This window comes from Herbaspirillum lusitanum (assembly GCF_046025995.1).
In the GTDB taxonomy this organism is placed as follows: Bacteria; Pseudomonadota; Gammaproteobacteria; order Burkholderiales; family Burkholderiaceae_D; genus Herbaspirillum; species Herbaspirillum lusitanum_A.
In genome coordinates this window covers 84,534-106,189 of sequence record NZ_JAQQFM010000006.1, presented here as the reverse complement: position 1 = coordinate 106,189, position 21,656 = coordinate 84,534, and the positions used below count along the sequence as shown (strand labels likewise).

Annotated in this window: 16 protein-coding genes; 5 read left to right on the top strand and 11 right to left on the bottom strand. The window is 58.9% G+C overall.

The window, feature by feature from the left end; all coding sequences use genetic code 11:
• Positions 1 to 355: 355 nt before the first annotated feature.
• Entirely contained in the window at positions 356 to 2,794 is a 2,439-nt protein-coding gene (locus PQR62_RS14325; RefSeq protein ID WP_408158641.1) for a penicillin-binding protein 1A, read from the top strand.
• A 583-nt stretch (positions 2,795 to 3,377) separates the two neighbouring features.
• Here PQR62_RS14325 and PQR62_RS14320 read toward each other — a convergent pair.
• A complete protein-coding gene (locus PQR62_RS14320) occupies positions 3,378 to 3,803 on the bottom strand; it encodes a type VI secretion system contractile sheath small subunit (protein WP_408158640.1) in 426 nt (141 codons plus the stop codon).
• A 463-nt stretch (positions 3,804 to 4,266) separates the two neighbouring features.
• Here PQR62_RS14320 and PQR62_RS14315 point away from each other — a divergent pair, with 463 nt between their 5' ends.
• Entirely contained in the window at positions 4,267 to 5,112 is an 846-nt protein-coding gene (locus tag PQR62_RS14315) for a type VI secretion system accessory protein TagJ (RefSeq protein ID WP_408158639.1), read from the top strand.
• Between the two features lie 23 nt (positions 5,113 to 5,135).
• Here PQR62_RS14315 and PQR62_RS14310 read toward each other — a convergent pair whose 3' ends face one another.
• Positions 5,136 to 5,696 carry a sigma-70 family RNA polymerase sigma factor gene (locus PQR62_RS14310; RefSeq protein ID WP_408158638.1) on the bottom strand — a complete coding sequence of 187 codons (561 nt, stop codon included), beginning with the start codon at positions 5,694 to 5,696 and terminating at the stop codon, positions 5,136 to 5,138.
• A 341-nt stretch (positions 5,697 to 6,037) separates the two neighbouring features.
• Between PQR62_RS14310 and PQR62_RS14305 the strand changes: the two genes are divergently transcribed.
• Positions 6,038 to 6,817 carry a c-type cytochrome gene (locus tag PQR62_RS14305; protein ID WP_494410466.1) on the top strand — a complete coding sequence of 260 codons (780 nt, stop codon included), beginning with the start codon at positions 6,038 to 6,040 and terminating at the stop codon, positions 6,815 to 6,817.
• A complete protein-coding gene (locus PQR62_RS14300; RefSeq protein ID WP_408158636.1) occupies positions 6,814 to 8,115 on the top strand; it encodes a c-type cytochrome in 1,302 nt (433 codons plus the stop codon). The genes PQR62_RS14305 and PQR62_RS14300 overlap by 4 nt, the downstream gene beginning before the upstream one ends.
• 106 nt (positions 8,116 to 8,221) lie before the next feature.
• Here PQR62_RS14300 and PQR62_RS14295 read toward each other — a convergent pair whose 3' ends face one another.
• From PQR62_RS14295 to PQR62_RS14275, 5 genes are all read right to left on the bottom strand, one after another.
• Positions 8,222 to 8,920: a winged helix-turn-helix domain-containing protein gene (locus tag PQR62_RS14295; RefSeq protein ID WP_408158635.1), complete on the bottom strand. Its 699-nt coding sequence runs from the start codon at positions 8,918 to 8,920 to the stop codon at positions 8,222 to 8,224.
• A 180-nt stretch (positions 8,921 to 9,100) separates the two neighbouring features.
• Positions 9,101 to 10,444 (bottom strand): phosphoglucosamine mutase, encoded by a 1,344-nt coding sequence (gene glmM, locus PQR62_RS14290; RefSeq protein WP_408158965.1) that lies wholly within the window; start codon positions 10,442 to 10,444, stop codon positions 9,101 to 9,103.
• Positions 10,445 to 10,745: 301 nt separating this feature from the next.
• A complete protein-coding gene (gene folP / locus PQR62_RS14285) occupies positions 10,746 to 11,600 on the bottom strand; it encodes a dihydropteroate synthase (RefSeq protein WP_408158634.1) in 855 nt (284 codons plus the stop codon).
• Positions 11,601 to 11,896: 296 nt separating this feature from the next.
• Positions 11,897 to 13,783 carry an ATP-dependent zinc metalloprotease FtsH gene (ftsH, locus tag PQR62_RS14280; RefSeq protein ID WP_408158633.1) on the bottom strand — a complete coding sequence of 629 codons (1,887 nt, stop codon included), beginning with the start codon at positions 13,781 to 13,783 and terminating at the stop codon, positions 11,897 to 11,899.
• Between the two features lie 333 nt (positions 13,784 to 14,116).
• The gene (locus PQR62_RS14275; protein WP_408158632.1) at positions 14,117 to 14,761 is read right to left on the bottom strand and encodes an RlmE family RNA methyltransferase; all 645 of its coding nucleotides are present in this window, start codon (positions 14,759 to 14,761) and stop codon (positions 14,117 to 14,119) included.
• A 74-nt stretch (positions 14,762 to 14,835) separates the two neighbouring features.
• Between PQR62_RS14275 and yhbY the strand changes: the two genes are divergently transcribed.
• A complete protein-coding gene (gene yhbY / locus PQR62_RS14270; RefSeq protein WP_408158631.1) occupies positions 14,836 to 15,297 on the top strand; it encodes a ribosome assembly RNA-binding protein YhbY in 462 nt (153 codons plus the stop codon).
• Between the two features lie 207 nt (positions 15,298 to 15,504).
• On the opposite strand, the gene greA is transcribed toward yhbY, so the two are convergent.
• The 4 genes from greA to PQR62_RS14250 all read right to left on the bottom strand — a co-directional run bounded on the left by greA (position 15,505) and on the right by PQR62_RS14250 (position 21,356).
• On the bottom strand, positions 15,505 to 15,981 hold the full coding sequence (gene greA, locus PQR62_RS14265) for a transcription elongation factor GreA (RefSeq protein WP_408158630.1): 477 nt from the start codon (positions 15,979 to 15,981) through the stop codon (positions 15,505 to 15,507).
• A 283-nt stretch (positions 15,982 to 16,264) separates the two neighbouring features.
• Positions 16,265 to 19,498: a carbamoyl-phosphate synthase large subunit gene (gene carB, locus PQR62_RS14260; RefSeq protein WP_408158629.1), complete on the bottom strand. Its 3,234-nt coding sequence runs from the start codon at positions 19,496 to 19,498 to the stop codon at positions 16,265 to 16,267.
• Positions 19,491 to 20,654 (bottom strand): glutamine-hydrolyzing carbamoyl-phosphate synthase small subunit, encoded by a 1,164-nt coding sequence (gene carA / locus PQR62_RS14255; RefSeq protein ID WP_408158628.1) that lies wholly within the window; start codon positions 20,652 to 20,654, stop codon positions 19,491 to 19,493. Before carA ends, carB begins: the two co-directional genes overlap by 8 nt.
• A gap of 294 nt (positions 20,655 to 20,948) precedes the next feature.
• Complete coding sequence (locus PQR62_RS14250) at positions 20,949 to 21,356, bottom strand: GlcG/HbpS family heme-binding protein (protein WP_408158627.1); 408 nt, start codon at positions 21,354 to 21,356, stop codon at positions 20,949 to 20,951.
• Between the last annotated feature and the right edge of the window lie 300 nt (positions 21,357 to 21,656).

Sequence of the window (21,656 nt, the reverse complement as noted above, 5' to 3'; positions counted from 1 at the left end):
TGTGCGGCCGGCGGCTGAAACGAAGCCGGCTGAATAGAAAGACAAAGACGGCATTGTACCGACTGCGGCGCTCAAATTGCGCTGCAACATACAGATATAGCCGGGTTTGTGCCGAATTGACGGATTCTGGCGAATTTTGCGGTAAAGGCGAGGATGCACACCGCGCCGGTGTCAGGTGTACGGAAGAAAACCTGGCCTCGTTCCAGACCGAAGATGCCACTCTGACAAGCCAAATTGAAAATCGGCGAAAATCTGGCGGCAAAGTCTCCCTCAAAGGTGTAACCGGATCTGTCCGTCGGGGGCCGCAGCAGCGCGCATGCTGTAAGATAGCCCGGTCTAGATTTTGGCCTATTCCATGCACTTTTCTTCTACTCCCCCTTCGGGCTCGCTGCGCCGTCAACGCGGTTTTCTCAACCCCAATATCGCAAAGTTTCTCGGACTCTCGATTCTCGGCCTCGGCATCGCCGGCGCGCTGCTGGTGGTGTATGCGCTGATCTTCATCAATCCGCGCCTGCCCTCGCTGGACGTGATCACCGATTACCGCCCCAAGATTCCGCTGCGCATCTACTCGGAAGACAAGGTGCTGCTCGGCGAATTCGGCGAAGAAAAGCGCAGCCTGGTGAAGCTCGACGATATCCCGGCCGACGTCAAGAATGCGGTGCTGGCCATTGAGGACTATCGTTTCTACCAACACGGCGGCATCGATTATTTCGGCATCGCGCGCGCGCTGGTGGCCGACGTCCTTCGCGGCACGGCCTCGCAAGGCGCCAGCACCATCACCATGCAGGTGGCGCGCAATGTATTCCTGACCAAGGAAAAGACCATCACGCGCAAGCTGTATGAAGTGCTGCTGGCCAACAAGATCGAAAGCGCACTCACCAAGGATCAGATCCTTGAGGTCTACATGAACCAGATTTATCTGGGCCAGCGCGCCTTCGGCTTCGCCGCCGCCGCACGCACTTACTTCGGCAAGGATCTGAAAGATGTGTCGCTGGCCGAAGCTGCAATGCTGGCAGGGCTGCCCAAGGCGCCGTCGGCCTACAATCCGGTGGTCAACCCCAAGCGCGCACATATCCGCCAGCAATACATTCTGCAACGCATGCTGGACGTGGGCTTCATCACCCAGGCGCAATACGATCAGGCCAGCAAGGAAGAACTGAAAGTGCGCAGCCCCGGCACCCAGTACAGCGTACACGCCGAATACGTGAACGAGATGGTGCGCCAGATGGTGTATGCGCAATACAAGGAAGCGACCTACACCCAGGGCATCGTGGTCACCACCACCATCGACTCGGCGGGTCAGAAGGCGGCCTATGACGCCGTGCGCAAGGGCGTGATGGATTACGACCGCCGTCACGGCTATCGCGGTCCGGAAGAAACCATTGATTTGCCATCCGACGCGGATGAGCGCGCGCAGGCCATCGATGACGTGATGGACGACCACCCCGACAACGACGACATCGTCGCCGCAGTCGTGGTCTCGGTACAAGCCAAGGAAGTTCAGGCCACGCTGCGCAACGGCGAGACCGTGAGCATTCGCGGTGAAGGCCTGCGCTTCGTCGCCGGTGCGCTCAGCGAAAAAGCCAAGAAGGAAGTACGCATCAAGGCCGGTTCGCTGGTCCGTCTGATGCAGGATGCCAAGAACAACTGGCAGATCGTGCAATTGCCGCAGGTCGAGTCGGCACTGGTCTCGGTGACGCCGCAGAACGGCGCGATCCGCGCACTGGTCGGCGGCTTTGACTTCACCCAAAACAATTTCAATCACGTGACCCAGGCATGGCGCCAGCCGGGCTCGACCTTCAAACCCTTCATCTATTCGGCAGCGCTGGAAAAAGGTTTTGCACCGGCCAGTATCGTCAACGACGCGCCGGTGTCTTACCCGGCCGGCGCAGGTCAGCCAAACTGGGAACCGAAAGATGATGAAACCCCGGCCGGTCCGATGACGGTGCGCACCGCGCTGCAGAAATCGGTCAATCTGGTAGCGATCCGCACGCTGGACAACATCGGCGTGCCCTATGCGCAGGACTTCATCACCAACAGCTTCGGTTTCGACAAGGACAAGGTGCCGCCGTATCTGCCGATGGCGCTGGGCGCAGGCCAGACCAATCCGCTGCAATTGACGGCGGCGTATTCGGTGTTCGCCAACGGCGGCTACAGGATCAATCCTTATCTGATCACCCAGATCACCGATGCGCGCGGCAATGTCTTGTCGAAGGCGGCGCCGCTGGTCGCGGACGATAACGCGCCGCGCGTACTGCCGGCGCGCAACAGCTACATCATGACCAATCTGCTGAAATCGGTGGCGCAGCGCGGCACCGGCGCCCGCAGCAACAGCATCGGCCGTACCGATCTGGCCGGCAAGACCGGCACCACCAACGAAGCGATCGACGGTTGGTTCGCCGGTTATCAGCGCACGCTGGCGACCGTGGTGTGGATGGGTTACGACCAACCCAAGAGCCTCGGCGGCATGGAATTCGGGGCGCAACTGGCGCTGCCGATCTGGGTCGACTACATGGGCAAGGCGCTCAAGGGCGTACCCGCTTATGACATGCCGGCCCCGGACGGTGTGCGCATCATCGACGGCGAGCCTTATTACGACAACTTCACGCCGGGCAACGGTCTGGTCACGAATCTGGGCGTGACCGTGGTCGATGCCATTTCCAACTTCTTCGGCTGGACGCCGAGCCAGACGCCGGGCGGCAATGCAGCTGCACCGAATGCACCCGGTAGCGCGCAGCCAAGTGGGCCGGCTCAAAAGAAGGGCCCGACCGAAGGTTTGTATCAGGGCCACTGATCACGCGAGCAAGAAAAGACGGCGGGCCGATGCGGCGGAGCAATCCGTCGCCGCCGGAGCAGAAAAAAATGGAAAAGAAAAAAGCGCAGAAGAAAAATCTTCTGCGCTTTTTTTGTTTCTGGTGCCCCCGACACGGATCGAACGTGTGACCTATCCCTTCGTACCACTATGGCTTCCGCCACCAGGATGAGTGTTTGTGGTCTGGACTATACCTTGGCCGTGGATTGCATGAGGTATGCAATCGGCAGGCCGGAGCCGTCTAGTCTCTACACCTTCCGCGCGTTTCCGGTTCATGCAAAACGCGGGGCTTGGCTCGGTATTGCCAGCAGCCTGTGCGCTGTCAGGGTTCACCGAATTTGACTCCATTCACGCGGCGCCTTTCGGCATCCGGTGCCCAAAATTCAGGAGGGGATCGCTCTATCCACTGAGCTACGGGGGCAAAACAAGCCGCTATTGTAACGACTGCCGACTGGCTTGCAAAGCACGGAATCTCGCCGCGTGCGGCTTCGGCGCCGGCGCCAGCCGCTTTCCACGCTTCGCATGCAGGACGCATAGGACATCCCGCCCGCATTTGGCCGCATGCTTAAAGCAAAGGCCCCGGGCCGTTATCGACATCGCAGGAAAGACAGTCCTCATAAAACTCTGCCACGCTGCGCACCGCTTGCATTGGCTGCGCCGACTCATGAGCGCGGACGTGAGCGCTCGGCATCATGCCGGCACTTTCAAACACGTTCAACGCATAAGGCGCCAGTTCAGCCATGGTGCAGTAGGACTCGCCTTCGTTCTCGGCATCGATCTCTTTGATCTGCAGGATACCGCGCGGCTTCATGGCTTTCATGCGCTCATCGAAGGGATCAATCTCGATATTGAGAAAGGCCGGCGAGCTCAGCTCCGGCAAACGCTCAATGCCCTTCACCACCACCTCGTCCGAATTGCTGAAAACGGACAGATGCGCCGTCAGCGCCGCCGCATCGGCGATGAGCAGGTCGCGGCAGGCGTGCGCCGACATTTCTCTTTCGTCGAAATAACTTCTTGCAGTAGCTGCCGGATTTGACATTGTTTCCCTGAGCGAATCGCTGATCTGATATCTGAAGACAGTACCGTGTTGCATGGATGGCATACCGCAGGTGCTGAATTTTTATGCGCGCGGCGCTCCCGAAATCCGGGCCACGGCACGCTTTGGCGGATGGTTGCAGCGCAGCGATTATCGGTTTCGCGAAAAAACGTCGATATGAGAATTCTCTGAAAAATGTGATTACCGATGAAAATCTATAGGCAAAGATACGCTGAGGTCTTACGATCAGCCTCTGATTTTTTCATCGTCCGCTCCTCAACGGTTTCTAGCCTGCCTTACCGGCTGATCTGAATGGCGCAGCATCGGTTCAGAACCCGCGCCCGCAATCCCCCAGTTCTTGATTCCGAGTTCTCGATCCCCCCATCCCGCCGTCACCATCACCCCCTTCCAGCTTGTCATGCAAACTTCTGCCACCTCTGCTATCCCCAACTCCCCAACACAAATCCCCCTGGCACTGACGCAATGGCCGGATGGACGCAGCCTCGACGAGATGCGCAATGAAACGCTGCTGCACCTACGCCGGCAGCCGGACAACGCCGATCTGCGCGCACGCATGTTTCAACTGCATTGCTTGCATGGAAACTGGTCGGGCGCGCTGCGTGAGCTGCAAGCCTGCGCTCAGGCACAAGACAGCCTGAATGAAATGGCGCAGGCCTATCGCCTGCTGTTGCGCAGTGAAAATCTGAGGCGCGAGATTCTGGATGGCTACTGCCCGCCGACCTTTCTGCATCGCACGCCGAACTGGGCCCCGCAGTGGATCGCCGCCCTGCGCCTGCAGTCGCAGCATCAGTTCGTGCTGGCGGACAATGCCCGCAAGCTGGCCTTTTCTCTGCTCAAGGAGCAAGGCGGGATGAGCAATCTGGGGGGATTTTCATGGCTGCTGGACAGCGATACGCGCATCGGCCCGGCCTGCGAAATCATTCTGGAGGGGCAATATCTGTGGCTGCCGTTTGCCGATATCGCGGCCATCGAACTGACTCCGGCGAAACAGCTGCTCGATCTGATCTGGCAACCGGCGCGCATACAGCTGCACGCGCTGCCGGCGATCAATTGCCTGATACCCGCGCGCTATCCCGGCGTGGAATCGGCGGACGACGACATCAAACTAGGCCTGAGCACGCGCTGGCAACATGCCGGCAGCACCGGCATGACCGGCAGCGGTCAGAAAACCTGGATCACCGATCGCGGCAGTTATGGGTTGTCAGCATTGAGCTATTGCCTGTTCGATGCCCGCAATGCCTGATTTACTCATGACTAACTCAGGATTCACGCTCTGACAGCAAACCAATTGTGATCAAGGCACAGGCGCAACTGCATGCGCGCGCGATATAGCAGCACGCTGCAATTGCTGGCGCTGATCTTGAGTTCCTTGCAGATTTCCTTGATCTCGAATTCGAAGATCTCGCGCATGGAAAACACTCTGGCCATGGCCGGCGTCAGCTTGTTCAGACAGAAATCCATGATGTCGAAAAACTGCGCCTCTTGCAGCGTGGCATCGGGATTGCCCCAATCCACAGGCGCCTCGGCCCAATGTCCGTCACGCTGAAACAGCACGTCGAAATCGGAGGTATCACCCGCCTCCTGCGGTGTCAGCTGCACATACTTCTTTTCCTTGCGGATGACATCGACGATCTTGTGCTTGAGTATGCCCACCAGCCAGGTGCGCAGACTGGATTTGCCTGAATAGCCGGAGGGATTCTGCAGCGCCGCCATGATGGTCTCCTGCGCCACATCTTCGGCCGCATCCGACTGCAAATGCAGACGCGCGAATTTGACCAGCGTAGCCCGCTCGGCCACCAGGGCTTGCTCGAAATTAAGGTCTTTCATCTGCTGTCGGTTCCGATCCGTTCGGGCTTGCTTTTAGTCTGTTCGGGCTTGTTTTTGGCACAGGCGAGCCAGCCGGATCCTCCATGCATCACGGCATCGCATACACAAATTCTGGCTGGCGACAATATAACATCGCCTGCTGTATTGGTTTTTCATTGATGCCGGTGTAGCGTCCCGCCACCGCGCCGATCAAATACAATAGCTGCTGACGTGCGGCCGCCCCGGACTGCCATGCGGCACGCACTTGATTCTGTCGTCAGAACAGATACGGAGACCCCAACCAGATGGCCAGCTTCAGCATTGCCAGCATAGAACTTGCGTGCACTCGCGTCATCATGTCAATGATTTCGGCCGCCTCAGCCTTGCCAGGCTTGCTGCTTTCGGTCCTCATTTCATTCCAGTTCGTTCCAGCAGCTTCGGCACAAACTACGCAAAGCAGCGATGCTGAAACGCTGCCGCCAACCCAGGTACTGCCGGATACCATGCATCAGCGCCTGATCGCCTGCACCGCCTGTCACGGCAAGCAAGGACGCGCTGCTGCCGATGGCTACTATCCGCGCCTGGCCGGCAAGCCCGAGGGCTATCTGTTCAATCAGCTGCAGAACTTTCGCGACGGCCGCCGCCAATATCCCTTGATGACCTACATGCTGGCCAACATGTCGGATGATTATCTGCACGAAATCGCTCGCTACTTTTCGGAGCAGCATCCGCCCTACCCGGCACCGGCTGCCGGCGACGCTTCCGCTGCGATGCTGGAACGCGGACGCCTGCTGGTGCATCACGGCGATGCTGCGAAAAAAATCCCGGCCTGCATCGCCTGCCACGGCCAAGCGCTGACCGGCCTGGCGCCAGCCGTCCCCGGTCTGATCGGCGTGCCGCGCGACTACATCAGCGCGCAATTGGGCGCATGGAAAAACGGCCTGCGCCAGGCGCGCCAGCCGGATTGCATGAGCCACATCGCCAGACAGCTGACGCTGGAAGACGTCAGCGCGCTCAGCGCCTGGCTGTCCGGCCAGCCGGTGCCGCCCGGCGCGCAACCGGCGACGACGCTGCCGGCGAGCATGCCGCTGGCCTGCGGCGGGGTCCCCCAGTCCGGCACCACCGAGGGGAGCGCCAGATGAAACATCTGCTGCTGCGCGCACTCATGCTGGTTCTGTTGATCGCCATCGTCCTGCCGGCGGCGGTGATTGCATTACAGTTTTACGGCGCCGAAGACATGGGACGCGCAGAACCGGCCACCAACAGCGACCGCTCACAACAGATCGTGCGCGGCGCCTATCTGGCGCGCGCCGGCGATTGCATGGCCTGCCATACCGTGCGTGGCGGCCCGGCTTACGCCGGCGGGCGAGCAATTCCGACGTCCTTCGGCACGATCTATTCGCCCAATATCACGCCGGATCGGATCACCGGCATCGGCAGTTGGACAGCCGATGATTTCTGGCGCGCGCTGCATCATGGCCGATCCAGGGATGGCAGTTTTTTATATCCGGCCTTCCCCTTCACCAATTACACCAAGGTGACGCGCAGCGATGCCGATGCGCTATTCGCCTATCTGCAAGACTTGCCCGCAGTCGCGCAGCAGAATCAGGAACATGCGCTGCGCTTTCCCTATAACCAGCGCCTCTTGCTGGCCGGCTGGCGCGCGCTCTATTTCAGACCGGAATCCTTCAAGCCGGATTCTGCACAATCGGCGGCATGGAATCGCGGCGCGTATCTGGTGCAGGGTCTGGGGCATTGCAGCGCCTGCCACACGGCGCGCAATGCAGTGGGCGCCACGGTGGACAAGGCTGATCTGGCCGGCGGCCTGATCCCGGCGCTGAACTGGTATGCGCCTTCGCTGAGATCGAATCGCGAGGCTGGGCTGGGCGATTGGGAAGTGCCGCACATCGTGGACTTGCTGAAAACCGGCGTGTCGCCGCGCGCCACGGCATTCGGGCCGATGGCAGAGGTGGTCGGCCAGAGCTTGCAGCATCTGACGACAGAAGACCTGACGGCAATGGCGCTGTATCTGAAATCGCTGACGCAAGCCGATGCGCCCGCCGAAGACGTGGGCCGGCAACCGCCGCTGCAAGAGGCACAGCGCATCATGGCGCTCGGTGAAACCCTGTATCAGGATCACTGTGCGAGCTGCCATCGCGGCAGCGGCAAGGGCTTCCCGCCCAACTATCCGCCACTGGACGGCAATCGCGCCATGACGACCACGTCGGCAGTCAATGCCATCCGCATGGTGCTGAACGGCGGTTTTCCACCATCGACTGCCGGCAATCCTCATCCTTATGGCATGCCGCCATTCGGTCAGACGCTGAACGATCAGGAAGTCGCCGCCATCGTCTCCTATATCCGCAACAGCTGGAGCAATCGCGCCGGCATGGTATCGGCCAACGACGTCAATCGCAATCGGGCAGTGCCCGCGCAGTAGCGCCTATTTCGATGAGCACAGAAATGAAAAAGCGACCTGCAAGGGTCGCTTTTTCATGGACGACTGCCGCATGGGCAAGCCGTCGGAAGATGCGGCTAGATCCCGCTCAGGACTTCTCTTCCATGCTCAGCCGATAACCGACGCCGCGCACAGTCTGCACATAGCCCGATGCGGCGCCCAGCGATTTGCGCAGACGCATGATGTGGACGTCAACGGTGCGCTCTTCGATGAAGGTGTGATCGCCCCAGACCTTGTCCAGCAATTGCGCACGCGAGAAGATGCGGTCGGGGTGCGCCACCAGATAGCGCAGCAGCTTGAACTCGGCCTGATCCAGCGCGACTTCGGCGCCATCGACCGTGACCGTATGGCGCTCGGTGTCGACGCTGAGCAAACCGTAAGCCAGCGCCTGGCTGCCGGCTTCCGGCATCTTGCGACGCAGCAGGGCCTGCACCCGCGCGACCAGTTCTTTCGGTGAAAACGGCTTGGTCACGTAATCGTCGGCGCCTTCGTTCAGGCCTTTGACCTTGTCCTCTTCCATGCCCTTGGCGGTCAGCATGATGATGGGCAGATGCGCGGTACGCGCATCACGCCGCCACTCGCTGAGCAAGATCAGGCCCGAGCTGTCCGGCAGCATCCAGTCCAGCAACACCACCTGCGGCAAAGCGTCGGCGATCAGCTTGCGCGCCTGCGTGGCATCGCTGGCGATGCTGGTGACAAAACCGGCACCCTGCATCGTGAAGCGCAATAATTCAGCGATGCTGGGTTCGTCTTCGACCAACAGAATATGAGGCTGCTCTTTTGCCATGCGAATGAATTGAGGTTCTGCGAAATTGAGTCCAGCGAAGGTCGGACGCATCGGCCCGCTCAAGGCGTTCAGTTGAACAGGCTTCTGGACCGCGGCCAAGGCAGACGCGGGCCAGTCTTCCATCGATGAACACCAGCGCTGGCGTCGGTCAGGCTGACGCGGCAGCGCAAGGATACAGGTTTATTGCAAGACCTTGTCGGCAATGCGTTGCGCCATGGCATGCGCCACCTCGGCCTGCGGCGCCTCGACCATCACTCGGATCAGCGGCTCGGTGCCGGACGGACGCAGCAAAACGCGGCCGCTGTCGCCCAGCTCGCGCTCGACGACTTCTTTCTCGCCCTGCAGTGCAGCGTTCGATTTCCAGTCGTAGCCGGCCGGAATTCTCACATTGATCAGCGCCTGCGGATAGAGCTTGATGTCGGCCGTCATCTGCGCCAGCGTCTGGCCGCTGCGCTTGAGCGCAGACAAGACCTGCAGGGCCGACACGATACCGTCGCCGGTGGTGTGCTTGTCCAGACACAGCAAATGGCCGGAGCCTTCGCCGCCCAGCAGCCAGCCGCGCTCCTGCAGCACTTCGAGCACATAGCGGTCGCCGACCTTGGCGCGCTCGAACGGGATTCCCATTTTCTTGAACGCCACTTGCAGTGCCATGTTGGTCATCAGTGTACCGACCGCACCATCCACCGGGCCGACCGCCAGCCTATCCTTGACCATCAGGTACAGCAGCTCGTCGCCGTTATAGATGCGGCCTTCGCCGTCGACCATCACCAGACGGTCGGCATCGCCGTCCAGGGCAATGCCGAGATCGGCCTTGTTGGCGCGCACGGCTTGCGACAATGCTTCAGGCGCGGTCGCACCGAAGCCGTCGTTGATGTTCAGACCGTTAGGACGATTGCCGATGGTGATCACTTCCGCGCCCAGTTCATGGAACACGTGCGGCGCGATATTGTAGGCGGCGCCATGCGCGCAATCGATGACGATAGTCATGCCGCGCAGATCGAGCGCAGTGGGGAAGGTGCTCTTGCAGAACTCAATGTAGCGGCCCTGAGCATCATCCAGACGGCGCGCCTTGCCGAGTTTTTCGGACGACACGCAATCCATGGGCTGCTCCAGCGCCGCTTCGATTTCGGCTTCCACCGCATCCGGCAATTTGTTGCCCGAGGCGGAGAAGAACTTGATGCCGTTGTCATGGAAGGGATTGTGCGAGGCCGAGATGACGACCCCGGCCGACAAGCGTAAAGCCCGCGTCAGATAGGCGACTGCCGGCGTCGGCACCGGGCCGGCCAGCATCACGTCCACACCTGCTGCTGCAAAACCGGCTTCCAGCGCCGCTTCCAGCATATAGCCGGAAATCCGCGTGTCCTTGCCGATCAACACCGTCGGGTGACCTTTTACGTTCTGTGCCAGCGAGTGCACCAGCACCTTGCCGGCGGCATAGCCGAGCCGCATCACGAAATCAGGCGTGATCGGCGCGGTGCCGACCCGTCCACGCACGCCATCGGTGCCGAAATATTTTGTCGCCATCATTTGCCTTCGTTATGCAGGGAGATATCCCTTTGTGTGTTCTTGTATTCTCGCGCAGCTGAGGTAGCGGAATTGCTGTCTTACGCTTGCCTGTTTTTTTATTCTCTTTGCACAAGCGACGTACCTCAGGCCAGCCCGAATTGTATGCCCCGCATGGCGTTTCCCTCAAGTCTGATCGTGCCTTGCGGCCTGCTTGCGGTTGTATCCGAAGCACAAGTCTGGCGAGTCTGGCAGCCTTACTTGACATGCTGCTGACAAAGCCGCGGCGGGTGAGCGTGATAAAAGCCTGAGGCCACTCAGCTCAATTGCCTGAAGGCTCACGCCCGGCCTGCCACACATCCAGGGCATCGACCGTTTCAGCTACGTCATGCACGCGCACAATCAGCGCCCCCTGCTCGGCTGCCGCCAGCGCCGCTCCTATGCTGCCGGCCATGCGACGCTCGACCGGCTTGCCGGTAATTGCGCCTATCATGGACTTGCGCGACATGCCGGCCAACAAAGGCAGATCAAGCTCGCGAATCAGTCTGCGCGTGTTGCGCAACAACGCCAGATTGTGCTGCAGGTTCTTGCCGAATCCAAAACCGGGATCGATGCAGATGCGATCACGCGCGATGCCGGCCGCAGTCAATTGATCCATCTGCTGCCGCAGAAAGTCAGCGACTTCACCCACCACATCGTCGTAATGCGGCTCTTGCTGCATGGTCTGCGGCTGGCCCTGCATGTGCATCACGCACAGACCGGCGGCGCTATCCTTGACCACGTCAATGGCGCCGGGAGCGCGAAAGCCGTTGATGTCGTTGATCATGTCGACCTCGGCGATCAGCGCTTCGCGCATCACTTCCGGTTTATAGGTATCGATCGACAAGGGCTTGCCACAATCGCGCAATGCGTAGATCACAGGCATGACGCGCTGCAATTCCTGCTCCAGCGACAAGGGCGCGATCCCGGGCCGTGTCGACTCGCCGCCGATATCGATGATGTCGACGCCATCGGCAATCATTTGCTCGGCATGGCTGAGCGCAAATTCCAGCGTGCTGAAATGCCCGCCATCGGAAAAGGAATCCGGCGTGATATTGAGTATGCCCATGACCAGCGGCCGCTTGCCGGAGTTTGTCGGCAGACGGAATCTGCCGCATTGAAGATAGTTGTGAGTCATTTTTTTGCCGCAGTTTTGCTTCCGAGCATTTTCGTCCAAGGAAATTATTTAGCGAGTTTTTACCGCGTTGCTTTCCGAGCGATCGATTTTACCGAAGTTCTGATATCTGCCATGGGGATTAGCATGCTTGCCGATTCAGCGCATGCGGCTGGTTCACTTGCAGTGCGCAGCTTCGCTTGCATCCCCCCTGCATCCGGGCCTGCTCGGCATTGCGGCATTTGCCGTCTTCCATAAGAAAAAGGGTGAGGATTAATCCTCACCCTTTTTTAACCTAGCCGGCGAACCGGCTATCCTGTTCAGGCTGGTGCTGTCGCGTTCGGTGTGATGTCGCCCGGCTTGCTGTCAGGCGGCGTCTTCTTGACCGGAATTCCCGACTTCGGTGGACGTGGGTCATTGCCGTCCATGATGTCGCTGATCTGATCCGCATCCAGTGTTTCCCATTCGAGCAAGGACTTTGCCATCACTTCGACCTTGTCGCGATTGTCTTCCAGCAGCTTGCGCGACAGAGCATATTGCGTGTCGAGAATACTGCGGATTTCAGTATCCACCTTCTGCTGTGTCGCTTCCGACACGGTCTTGGCGGACATGCGGCCGAAGTAGGCATCCTGCTCGGTGTCTTCGTAGACCATGGTACCCAGCGTTTCGGACATGCCGTAGCGTGTCACCATCGCACGCGCCAGCTTGGTCGCACGTTCGAAGTCGTTGGACGCGCCGGTCGACATCTGATGCATGAAGATTTCTTCTGCGATACGACCGCCGAACAGGATCGCGATCTCTTCCAGCATCTTGTCCTTGTACATGTTCACGCGGTCATGCTCAGGCAACTGCCAGGTCAGGCCCAGCGCATAACCGCGCGGCATGATCGTGACCTTGTGCACAGGATCTGCTTTGGGCAAGAGCTTGGCGACCACCGCGTGACCGGATTCGTGATACGCGGTGTTGCGACGTTCTTCTTCGCGCATGACGGCCGACTTGCGTTCCGGGCCCATCACGATCTTGTCCTTGGCATCCTCGAAGTCCTGCATTTCAACCAGACGCTTGTTGCGGCGTGCGGCAAACAGAGCAGCTTCGTTGACCAGGTTCGCCAGATCGGCGCCTGAGAAACCAGGTGTACCACGCGCCAGAATGTCAGCCTTGACGTCAGGAGCGATAGGCACCTTGCGCATGTGAACGTACAGAATCTGTTCGCGACCGCGGATGTCCGGCAGACCGACCATCACCTGGCGGTCGAAACGGCCCGGACGCAGCAGCGCCTTGTCGAGCACATCGGAACGGTTGGTCGCAGCAATCACGATCACACCCGAGTTGGCTTCGAAGCCGTCCATCTCAACCAGCATCTGGTTCAGAGTCTGTTCGCGCTCGTCGTTACCGCCGCCCATGCCGGCGCCGCGATGACGGCCGACCGCGTCGATTTCATCGATGAAGATAATGCAAGGTGCGTGCTTCTTGGCGTTTTCGAACATGTCGCGCACACGGGATGCGCCGACACCGACAAACATTTCAACGAAGTCCGAACCGGAGATGGTGAAGAAGGGCACTTTGGCTTCGCCAGCAATCGCACGCGCCAGCAAAGTTTTACCGGTACCCGGAGGACCGACCATCAGCACGCCGTGAGGAATACGACCGCCGAGCTTCTGGAATTTGGTTGGATCACGCAGGAATTCGACCAGCTCCTGCACTTCTTCCTTCGCTTCGTCGCAACCTGCGACATCGGCGAAAGTGACGGAGTTGCTGTTCTCATCCAGCATGCGCGCCTTCGACTTGCCGAAGGAGAACGCGCCGCCCTTGCCGCCGCCTTGCATCTGACGCATGAAGAATACCCACACGCCGATCAGCAACAGCATCGGGAACCAGGAGATGAAGACTTGGGACAGGAAAGATTGCTCTTCCGGCTGCTTGACGTCGAACTTGACGCCGTTGTTCAGCAGATCGCCGACCAGGCCGCGATCCAGATAGGTCGCTGCAGTCTTGACCTTCTTGCCGTCTTGCGTGGTGGCAACGATATTGCGGTCTTCGATCGTTGCATCTTTGATATGACCAGCCTTGACTTCGCTGATGAAATCGGAATACGCGATCGGCGAGGCACCGGACGCCATACTGCGGCTGTCGAACTGTTTAAACACCATAAACAGCACCAGTGCGATGACTACCCAGATGGCAGCCTTGGAAAACATGTTGTTCACTAGAACTCCTCCGACGCCGACGCGCCACGTTGCCTTTATATGTTTCCGATTTTACCCGGATTCATGCACCCTTACTAGGAAACCGCCTGCTATAAGGCGTTTCGGCGCAAGCCTGTCGCAATTGAACAAGCTTCGTTGCATCCCGGTCAATAAATCGCTGAACGGAATGACGGCTGTGCATGAAACAGCCGTTATCGCCAAATGATCACAAGCGTCAAAATCGGCGATTACCCGGCTTTATGATGATTTCCGCAGATTCATATGTGGCTGAAATAATCGAAAACAAGGCATGCAAACGCGCAAATTCGACCTTTATGCACTTTAGATCATTTTTCACACCGGGTTTTTCAGGATTTTCCCTAGAAGGAAAATTTCCGACGATTTGTCGCGACTGGCCTTGGGCTTCTTTGAGGTCACCGTTTTGAATTCTGCGCGGAATTTGTGTATCAGTTCGTTGTAGCCGGTGCCGTTAAAACACTTCACCAGCACCGATCCGCTCGGCTTCATGTGCGCCTGCGCGAATTCGATTGCCAGATCGATAAGGTGCTCGACCCGCGCAGCATCGGCAATCGCCACGCCCGACAGATTCGGCGCCATGTCGGACAACACCAGATCGACCTTGCGGCCATCCAGAATCGATTCCAGCTGACGCAGCGAGGCTTCTTCGCGGAAATCGCCCTGAATGAAGTGAACGTCGGCAATCGGAGCCATCGGCAGCATGTCGAGGCCGATGATGGTGCCACGAATGCCGCCCCCCTCCTGCCCGGCCAGCTTGTTGCGCGCATATTGCGACCAACTACCAGGTGTTGACCCCAGATCGACGATCACCTGCCCGGGCTTGATCAGCTTCTCGTCTTCGTCGATTTCCTTGAGCTTGTAGGCGGCGCGCGCCCGATAGCCTTCCTTCTGCGCCAGCTTCACATAAGGGTCGTTGATGTGGTCATGTAACCAGTTTTTGTTTAATTTGTTCTTTGCCATTCGCGTAGAATACTGGTTTTACACCTATCAGGGACGGATTTGCGCTACGCCGCAGCGTCCCGCACTCCCATTCCATGTTGAAATTAACTCCCGCCGAACGCAGCGAGCTGCGCGCCGAAGCCCATGCCTTGAATCCAGTTGTGTTGATCGGCGAAAGCGGATTAACCGATTCCGTCCTCAAGGAAATCAATCTCAGCCTGAACGCCCACGGTCTGATCAAGATCCGCGTGTTCGGCGATGACCGTGAACAGCGCATCGCGATTTACGACACCGTCTGCGAACAGCTCAAAGCCGCGCAGGTGCAGCACATCGGCAAACTGCTGGTGATCTACCGTCCGAAAAAAGATGCAGAAAAAGAACGCAGCGTCACGCGCGGCAAGGGCATGCGCGAAGTGACCATCGTCAAGACGCATACCGCCAAGAAACCTTCGGTCACCAAGATCATGCTCAAGGGCAATGAACGCGTGACTGCCGGCGGTTCGATCAAGCGCGCCAAGCCGCGCCAGAAAAGTGTCAAGAAGGCTGCAGCCGGTTGAGGGCGCCGTGCTTGCAGACAGTTGCAAGTACCTCCTCTGCACAACAGAATGCCCGCTGACGCGGGCATTTTTCATTGCGCTGCGGCTACCGGAATCCCATTCAATTGAGCTGCGATTCCGGCATGTCGCCGGCTGCGGTCGATTCTGCCATTTTCAGGCAGGTGCACTAACAATCCGCAAGTCCCGGCATCGCATCGCCATCTGAGATCAGATGTAGCGCACTTCCAGAATCTCATATTCCTTCACGCCCGAGGGCGCCTCCACCGCGACGACGTCGCCGGCGCTCTTGCCGATCATCGCCCGTGCGATAGGCGAAGTGATAGAGACCTTGGATTCCTTGATATCCGCTTCGTCGAGACCGACGATCTGATAGGTCACCTTTTCGCCGCTGTCCAGATTTTCCAGATCAACGGTTGCCGCAAAAACCACGCGGCCATCCGCGCTCAAGGTGGTCGGATCGACCACTTGCGACGAACTCAACTTGCCTTCCAGATCGGCGATGCGCCCTTCGATGAAAGCCTGACGTTCCTTGGCGGCATCGTATTCCGCGTTTTCCGACAGGTCACCCTGCGCGCGCGCTTCGGCGATCGCATTGATGACGGCTGGTCGTTCTTTCGATTTCAAACGTTGCAACTCTTCTTTCAGGAGTTCGGCCCCGTGTTTTGTAATTGGCACTGTGCTCATGTCTATCTCAATCCAGTTTATGAACTTCGCACTATGCGCAGTTGCGCTCATCTATCCTTGAGCAGCGCCGGGCCATCAAGCCCTTGCTGCGGCTGAAAACAAAAAAACCCACTCCCGTCACGCATTGAATGGGCGACAAGATCGTAAGTTTTTCCGGGATCAAGCTCTACAGATGAACAGAACTTTGCTGCAGAAGTTCCGTTAAGCTTCTTTCAAAAAGCCGCAGAGGGCATCGATTACTCAGATGCCCTCTGCGACCTAACAACGAAACGTATGTGTGGGTTTAGTGTATAGCTTTATGCAGTCCTTGTAAATCATACACATCCAGCGCGTCCAGATGGCGCATGCCCTCCACCGCGGCTTCCGCGCCGGCGATGGTGGTGAACGTGGTGACACGTGCAGCCAGGGCCGAAGTACGGATGGCGCCGGAGTCGGCGATGGCGTTGCGCTTCTCTTCGACGGTGTTGACCACCAGTGCGATCTCGTTGTTCTTCACCATGTCGACGATGTGCGGACGGCCTTCAACCACCTTGTTGACGGTCGCCACAGGAATGCCGGCGGCGCTGATTGCCGCTGCCGTACCCTTGGTCGCCACCACCGAGAAGCCCATCGCCACCAAGTCTTTGGCAACCTGCACCGCGCGCGGCTTGTCGCTGCCCTTGACGCTCAGGAACACCTTGCCCGACTTCGGCAACTTCACGCCGGCGCCCAGTTGCGACTTGACGAAGGCTTCGCCGAAGGTCTTGCCCACGCCCATGACTTCACCGGTCGACTTCATTTCAGGTCCGAGAATGGTGTCGACGCCCGGGAATTTCACGAACGGGAACACGGCTTCCTTGACGCTGAAGTAAGGCGGAATCACTTCGTTCTTGATGCCCTGGCTGTCCAGCGACTGACCGACCATGCAACGTGCAGCGATCTTCGCCAGTTGCAGACCGGTGGCCTTTGAGACGAAGGGCACGGTACGCGATGCACGCGGATTCACTTCCAGCACGAACACGGTATCAACGGTCTTGCCGTCGACTTCGCTTTGCTGAATCGCGAATTGCACATTCATCAGACCGACCACGTTCAGGCCCTTGGCCATCGCCGCAGTTTGCCGCTTCAGTTCTTCGATGGTTTCCTTCGACAGCGAATAAGGCGGCAGCGAGCAGGCCGAGTCGCCCGAGTGCACGCCGGCTTGTTCGATGTGTTCCATCACGCCGCCGATGAAGGTGCGCTGACCGTCGGACAGACAGTCGACGTCCACTTCGATCGCATCGTTCAGGAAGCGGTCCAGCAGCACCGGCGAATCGTGCGAAACCTTGACGGCTTCACGCATGTAGCGCTCCAGATCGCGCTGCTCGTGCACGATTTCCATCGCGCGGCCGCCCAGCACGTACGAAGGACGCACCACCAGCGGATAACCGATTTCCTGCGCCAGACGCAGCGCGTCAGGTTCAGTGCGCGCGGTACGGTTCGGCGGCTGACGCAGCCCCAGGTCTTGCAGCAGTTTCTGGAAACGCTCGCGGTCTTCAGCGGCATCGATCATGTCAGGCGACGTGCCGACGATAGGCACGCCATTGGCTTCCAGATCCAGCGCCAGCTTCAGCGGCGTCTGACCACCATATTGCACGATCACGCCATAAGGCTTTTCCAGTGCCACAATTTCCAGCACGTCTTCCAGCGTCAGCGATTCGAAATACAGACGATCGGAGGTGTCGTAGTCGGTGGAAACGGTTTCCGGATTGCAGTTGACCATGATGGTTTCGTAACCGTCTTCGCGCATCGCCAGCGCGGCGTGCACGCAGCAATAGTCGAATTCGATGCCCTGGCCGATGCGGTTAGGACCGCCGCCCAGCACCATGATCTTTTTCTTGTCGTTCGGCTTGGACTCGCACTCTTCCTCGTAGGTCGAATACATGTACGCGGTGTTGGTCGAGAACTCGCCGGCGCAGGTGTCCACGCGTTTGTAGACCGGACGGATGTTCAGCGCATGGCGCTTTTCGCGCACCGCAGTGTCGGTCACCTTCAGCAGCTTGGCCAGCCGGCGGTCGGCAAAGCCCTTTTGCTTCAGCTTGTACAGCGTGTCCTTGTCCAGACCTTCCAGCGTCTGACCGTTTTCCAGCCACAGTTCGATGTCGACGATTTCCTTGATCTGCGACAGGAACCATGGATCGATGTGCGTCAGTGCATGCACTTCTTCCAGCGAGAAACCCTGTGCGAATGCATCGCCCACGTACCAGATACGGTCGGGACCAGGCTCGCCCAGTTCTTCCTTGATGGTTTCGTGGTCGGTGGTCTTTTCGTTCATGCCATCGACGCCGACTTCCAGACCGCGCAGGGCTTTCTGGAAGGATTCCTGGAAGGTGCGGCCGATCGCCATCACCTCACCGACTGACTTCATCTGAGTAGTCAGATGGTTGTCGGCCTGAGGGAATTTTTCAAACGCGAAACGTGGAATCTTGGTGACGACGTAATCGATGGACGGCTCGAAAGAAGCCGGGGTCGCGCCGCCGGTGATTTCGTTGCGCAGTTCGTCCAGCGTAAAGCCGACCGCCAGCTTGGCCGCGATCTTGGCGATCGGAAAGCCGGTGGCCTTCGATGCCAGCGCCGACGAACGCGAAACGCGCGGATTCATTTCGATCACGATCATGCGGCCGTCGGCCGGGTTGACCGAGAACTGCACGTTGGAACCACCGGTATCCACACCGATTTCACGCAGCACCGCCAGCGAGGCGTTACGCATGATCTGGTATTCCTTGTCGGTCAGCGTTTGCGCCGGCGCCACGGTGATCGAGTCGCCGGTGTGCACGCCCATCGGATCCAGATTTTCGATCGAGCAGACGATGATGCAGTTGTCGGCCTTGTCGCGCACGACTTCCATCTCATACTCTTTCCAGCCAATCAGCGATTCTTCGATCAGCAGCTCGGAGGTCGGTGATGCTTCCAGGCCGCGCTTGCAGATGGTTTCGAATTCTTCGGCGTTGTAGGCGATGCCGCCGCCGGTGCCGCCCATGGTGAACGATGGACGGATGATGACCGGGAAGCCCAGGCCCTTTTGCACGCCCCAGGACTCTTCCAGGGTGTGCGCCACGCCCGAACGCGCCGAACCCAGACCAATCTTGGTCATGGCATCCTTGAACTTGGAGCGGTCTTCGGCCTTGTCGATGGCTTCCGGCGAAGCGCCGATCAGTTCGCACTTGTACTTTTCCAGCACGCCGTTGCGGTGCAGATCCAGTGCGCAGTTCAGCGCAGTCTGGCCGCCCATGGTCGGCAGGATCGCGTCCGGCTTTTCCTTGGCGATGATGCGCTCCACCACCTGCCAGGTGATCGGCTCGATGTAGGTGACGTCCGCCATTTCAGGATCGGTCATGATGGTCGCAGGGTTGCTGTTGACCAGAATGACCTTGTAGCCTTCTTCACGCAGGGCCTTGCAGGCCTGTGCGCCGGAATAGTCGAATTCGCAGGCCTGACCGATGATGATCGGACCAGCGCCGATGATCAGGATGCTTTTAATGTCGTTACGCTTAGGCATGTTTCTTTTTCTCCATCATCGCCACAAATTTATCGAACAGGGGGGCGATGTCATGCGGCCCGGGCGATGCTTCGGGGTGGCCCTGGAAGCAGAACGCGGGCTTATCGGTACGGGCAAAACCTTGCAGCGAACCATCGAACAGCGACACGTGCGTGACGCGGCAGTTGGCCGGCAGGGTTGCGGCATCCACCGCAAAACCGTGGTTTTGCGAGGTAATCATTACTTGCTTGCTGTCCAGATCCTGCACCGGGTGATTGGCGCCATGGTGACCGAACTTCATCTTCAGCGTCTTGGCGCCTGAGGCCAGCGCCATGATCTGGTGACCGAGGCAGATGCCGAAGGTCGGAATGCCCAGATCGATCAGTTCCTTCGAGGCCTTGATCGCGTAGTCGCAGGGCTCCGGATCGCCGGGGCCGTTGGACAGGAAGATGCCGTCGGGACTGAGCGCCAGCGCTTCGGCGGCAGTCGCCTGCGCCGGCAGCACCGTCACCTTGCAGCCGCGCTCGGCCAGCATGCGCAGGATGTTGTATTTGACGCCGTAGTCGAACGCGACCACGTGGAATTTAGGCGTGATCTGCTGACCGTAGCCGCGACCCAGTTGCCATTCGGTTTCGGTCCAGTTGTAGGCTTGCTTGGTCGACACCACCTTGGCCAGATCCATGCCGGCCAGGCCCGGGAAACCGCGCGCCAGTTCCAGCGCCTTGGCGGTTGCCGCTTCGATATTCGTGTCGCCGGCGACGATGGCGCCGCTCTGGGCACCCTTCTCGCGCAGGATGCGGGTCAGCTTGCGGGTATCGATGCCGGCGATGGCAACGATATTGCTTTCCTGCAGGTATTCGCTGAGGCTTTGCTGACTGCGGAAATTGGACACCAGACGCGGCAGATCCTTGATGATCAGACCGGCGGCGTGAATCTGGGAAGCTTCGATGTCTTCGCGATTGATGCCGGTGTTGCCGATATGGGGATAGGTCAGTGTGACGATCTGGCGGCTATAGCTGGGATCGGTAAGGATTTCCTGATAACCGGTCATTGCGGTGTTAAACACCACTTCGCCGGTAGTATTGCCGGCGGCGCCGATGGAAAAGCCCTGAAATACAGACCCGTCTGCGAGCGCGAGGATGGCCGGAATCGCGGGACCGGAAAGAAGAGGCAGCAAGGGTAACTCCTGAGATTGTTACCGCCGCTGGATGACCGGAAGACCTTGCGCACCAAACCGACCGGCGCGAACTCCCCGACTCATTCGGTAAGGGTAGTTGGTTGGCCTGCTGGAACGAGGTGGAGGAGTGGTATGCGCTACGGCGGAATATAAATTTAGCTAAACCGCTCGATTATAGCGCAAAAAGGCACCTCCAGCAAATTCGAGATCGCCGAAAGTTGCCGCAAGAAGCGCTCAAAAGAGCGCAAATATCAGGAAACGCCGGCCGCGCGAACGGCGGCCGGGTTAAAAAGATTACAGACCCAGCGCAGCGATGCCGGCCTTGGCGATCTGTACATCTTCCGAAGATTTCACGCCGGAAATACCGACTGCGCCAACGTAGTGGCCATCGACTACCACCGGCACGCCGCCTTCCAGCAGGCCGTCGACTTCAGGCACGCTCAGGAAAGAGAAACGGCCGTTGTTGATCATGTCTTCATAAATCTTGGTTTCGCGACGACCCAGCGCGGCAGTGCGCGCCTTGGACGGTGCGATGTGCGAAGAAATCGGTGCGGCGCCATCCAGGCGCTGCAGCCACAGCAGGTGACCGCCATCATCGACGATGGAAATGGTCACTGCCCAGTTGTTGGCCTTGGCTTCAGCTTCGGCGCCGGCGGCGATTTTCTTCACGTCGTCCAGGGACAGGAATGGTTTTGTTTGCATGGATCGCTCCGGTTACCTAAAAAAATTGAACGCTGATTGTACGGCGATAAAGCTGTTTTGGCATCAACCGGCGGACGAAACATATTCATCAGTCCGACGATCCGGCGCCGGCTTTTTCGCTGCAACTCCGAATCGGGCAAAAACATGACACCTCGATAACAGAGCGCACCGAATTAAGGCAGTTCGACTTAAACCCGTAAAAAATTTCGCAAATAATTTCGTCTCCGCGCTCATCGCCCGATGTCGGAAAAACCCTTACGGGGCGGGGAAAAGCGCCACCCCGCGCAAGCCCGCCGCAGG

Coding starts and splice junctions, on each gene's coding strand:
- PQR62_RS14325 (WP_408158641.1), top strand. CDS start 356: ATGCACTTTTCTTCTACTCCCCCTTCGGGCTCGCTGCGCCGTCAACGC.
- PQR62_RS14320 (WP_408158640.1), bottom strand. CDS start 3,803: ATGTCGGCGCACGCCTGCCGCGACCTGCTCATCGCCGATGCGGCGGCG.
- PQR62_RS14315 (WP_408158639.1), top strand. CDS start 4,267: ATGCAAACTTCTGCCACCTCTGCTATCCCCAACTCCCCAACACAAATC.
- PQR62_RS14310 (WP_408158638.1), bottom strand. CDS start 5,696: ATGAAAGACCTTAATTTCGAGCAAGCCCTGGTGGCCGAGCGGGCTACG.
- PQR62_RS14305 (WP_494410466.1), top strand. CDS start 6,038: ATGATTTCGGCCGCCTCAGCCTTGCCAGGCTTGCTGCTTTCGGTCCTC.
- PQR62_RS14300 (WP_408158636.1), top strand. CDS start 6,814: ATGAAACATCTGCTGCTGCGCGCACTCATGCTGGTTCTGTTGATCGCC.
- PQR62_RS14295 (WP_408158635.1), bottom strand. CDS start 8,920: ATGGCAAAAGAGCAGCCTCATATTCTGTTGGTCGAAGACGAACCCAGC.
- glmM (WP_408158965.1), bottom strand. CDS start 10,444: ATGGCGACAAAATATTTCGGCACCGATGGCGTGCGTGGACGGGTCGGC.
- folP (WP_408158634.1), bottom strand. CDS start 11,600: ATGACTCACAACTATCTTCAATGCGGCAGATTCCGTCTGCCGACAAAC.
- PQR62_RS14275 (WP_408158632.1), bottom strand. CDS start 14,761: ATGGCAAAGAACAAATTAAACAAAAACTGGTTACATGACCACATCAAC.
- yhbY (WP_408158631.1), top strand. CDS start 14,836: ATGTTGAAATTAACTCCCGCCGAACGCAGCGAGCTGCGCGCCGAAGCC.
- greA (WP_408158630.1), bottom strand. CDS start 15,981: ATGAGCACAGTGCCAATTACAAAACACGGGGCCGAACTCCTGAAAGAA.
- carB (WP_408158629.1), bottom strand. CDS start 19,498: ATGCCTAAGCGTAACGACATTAAAAGCATCCTGATCATCGGCGCTGGT.
- PQR62_RS14250 (WP_408158627.1), bottom strand. CDS start 21,356: ATGCAAACAAAACCATTCCTGTCCCTGGACGACGTGAAGAAAATCGCC.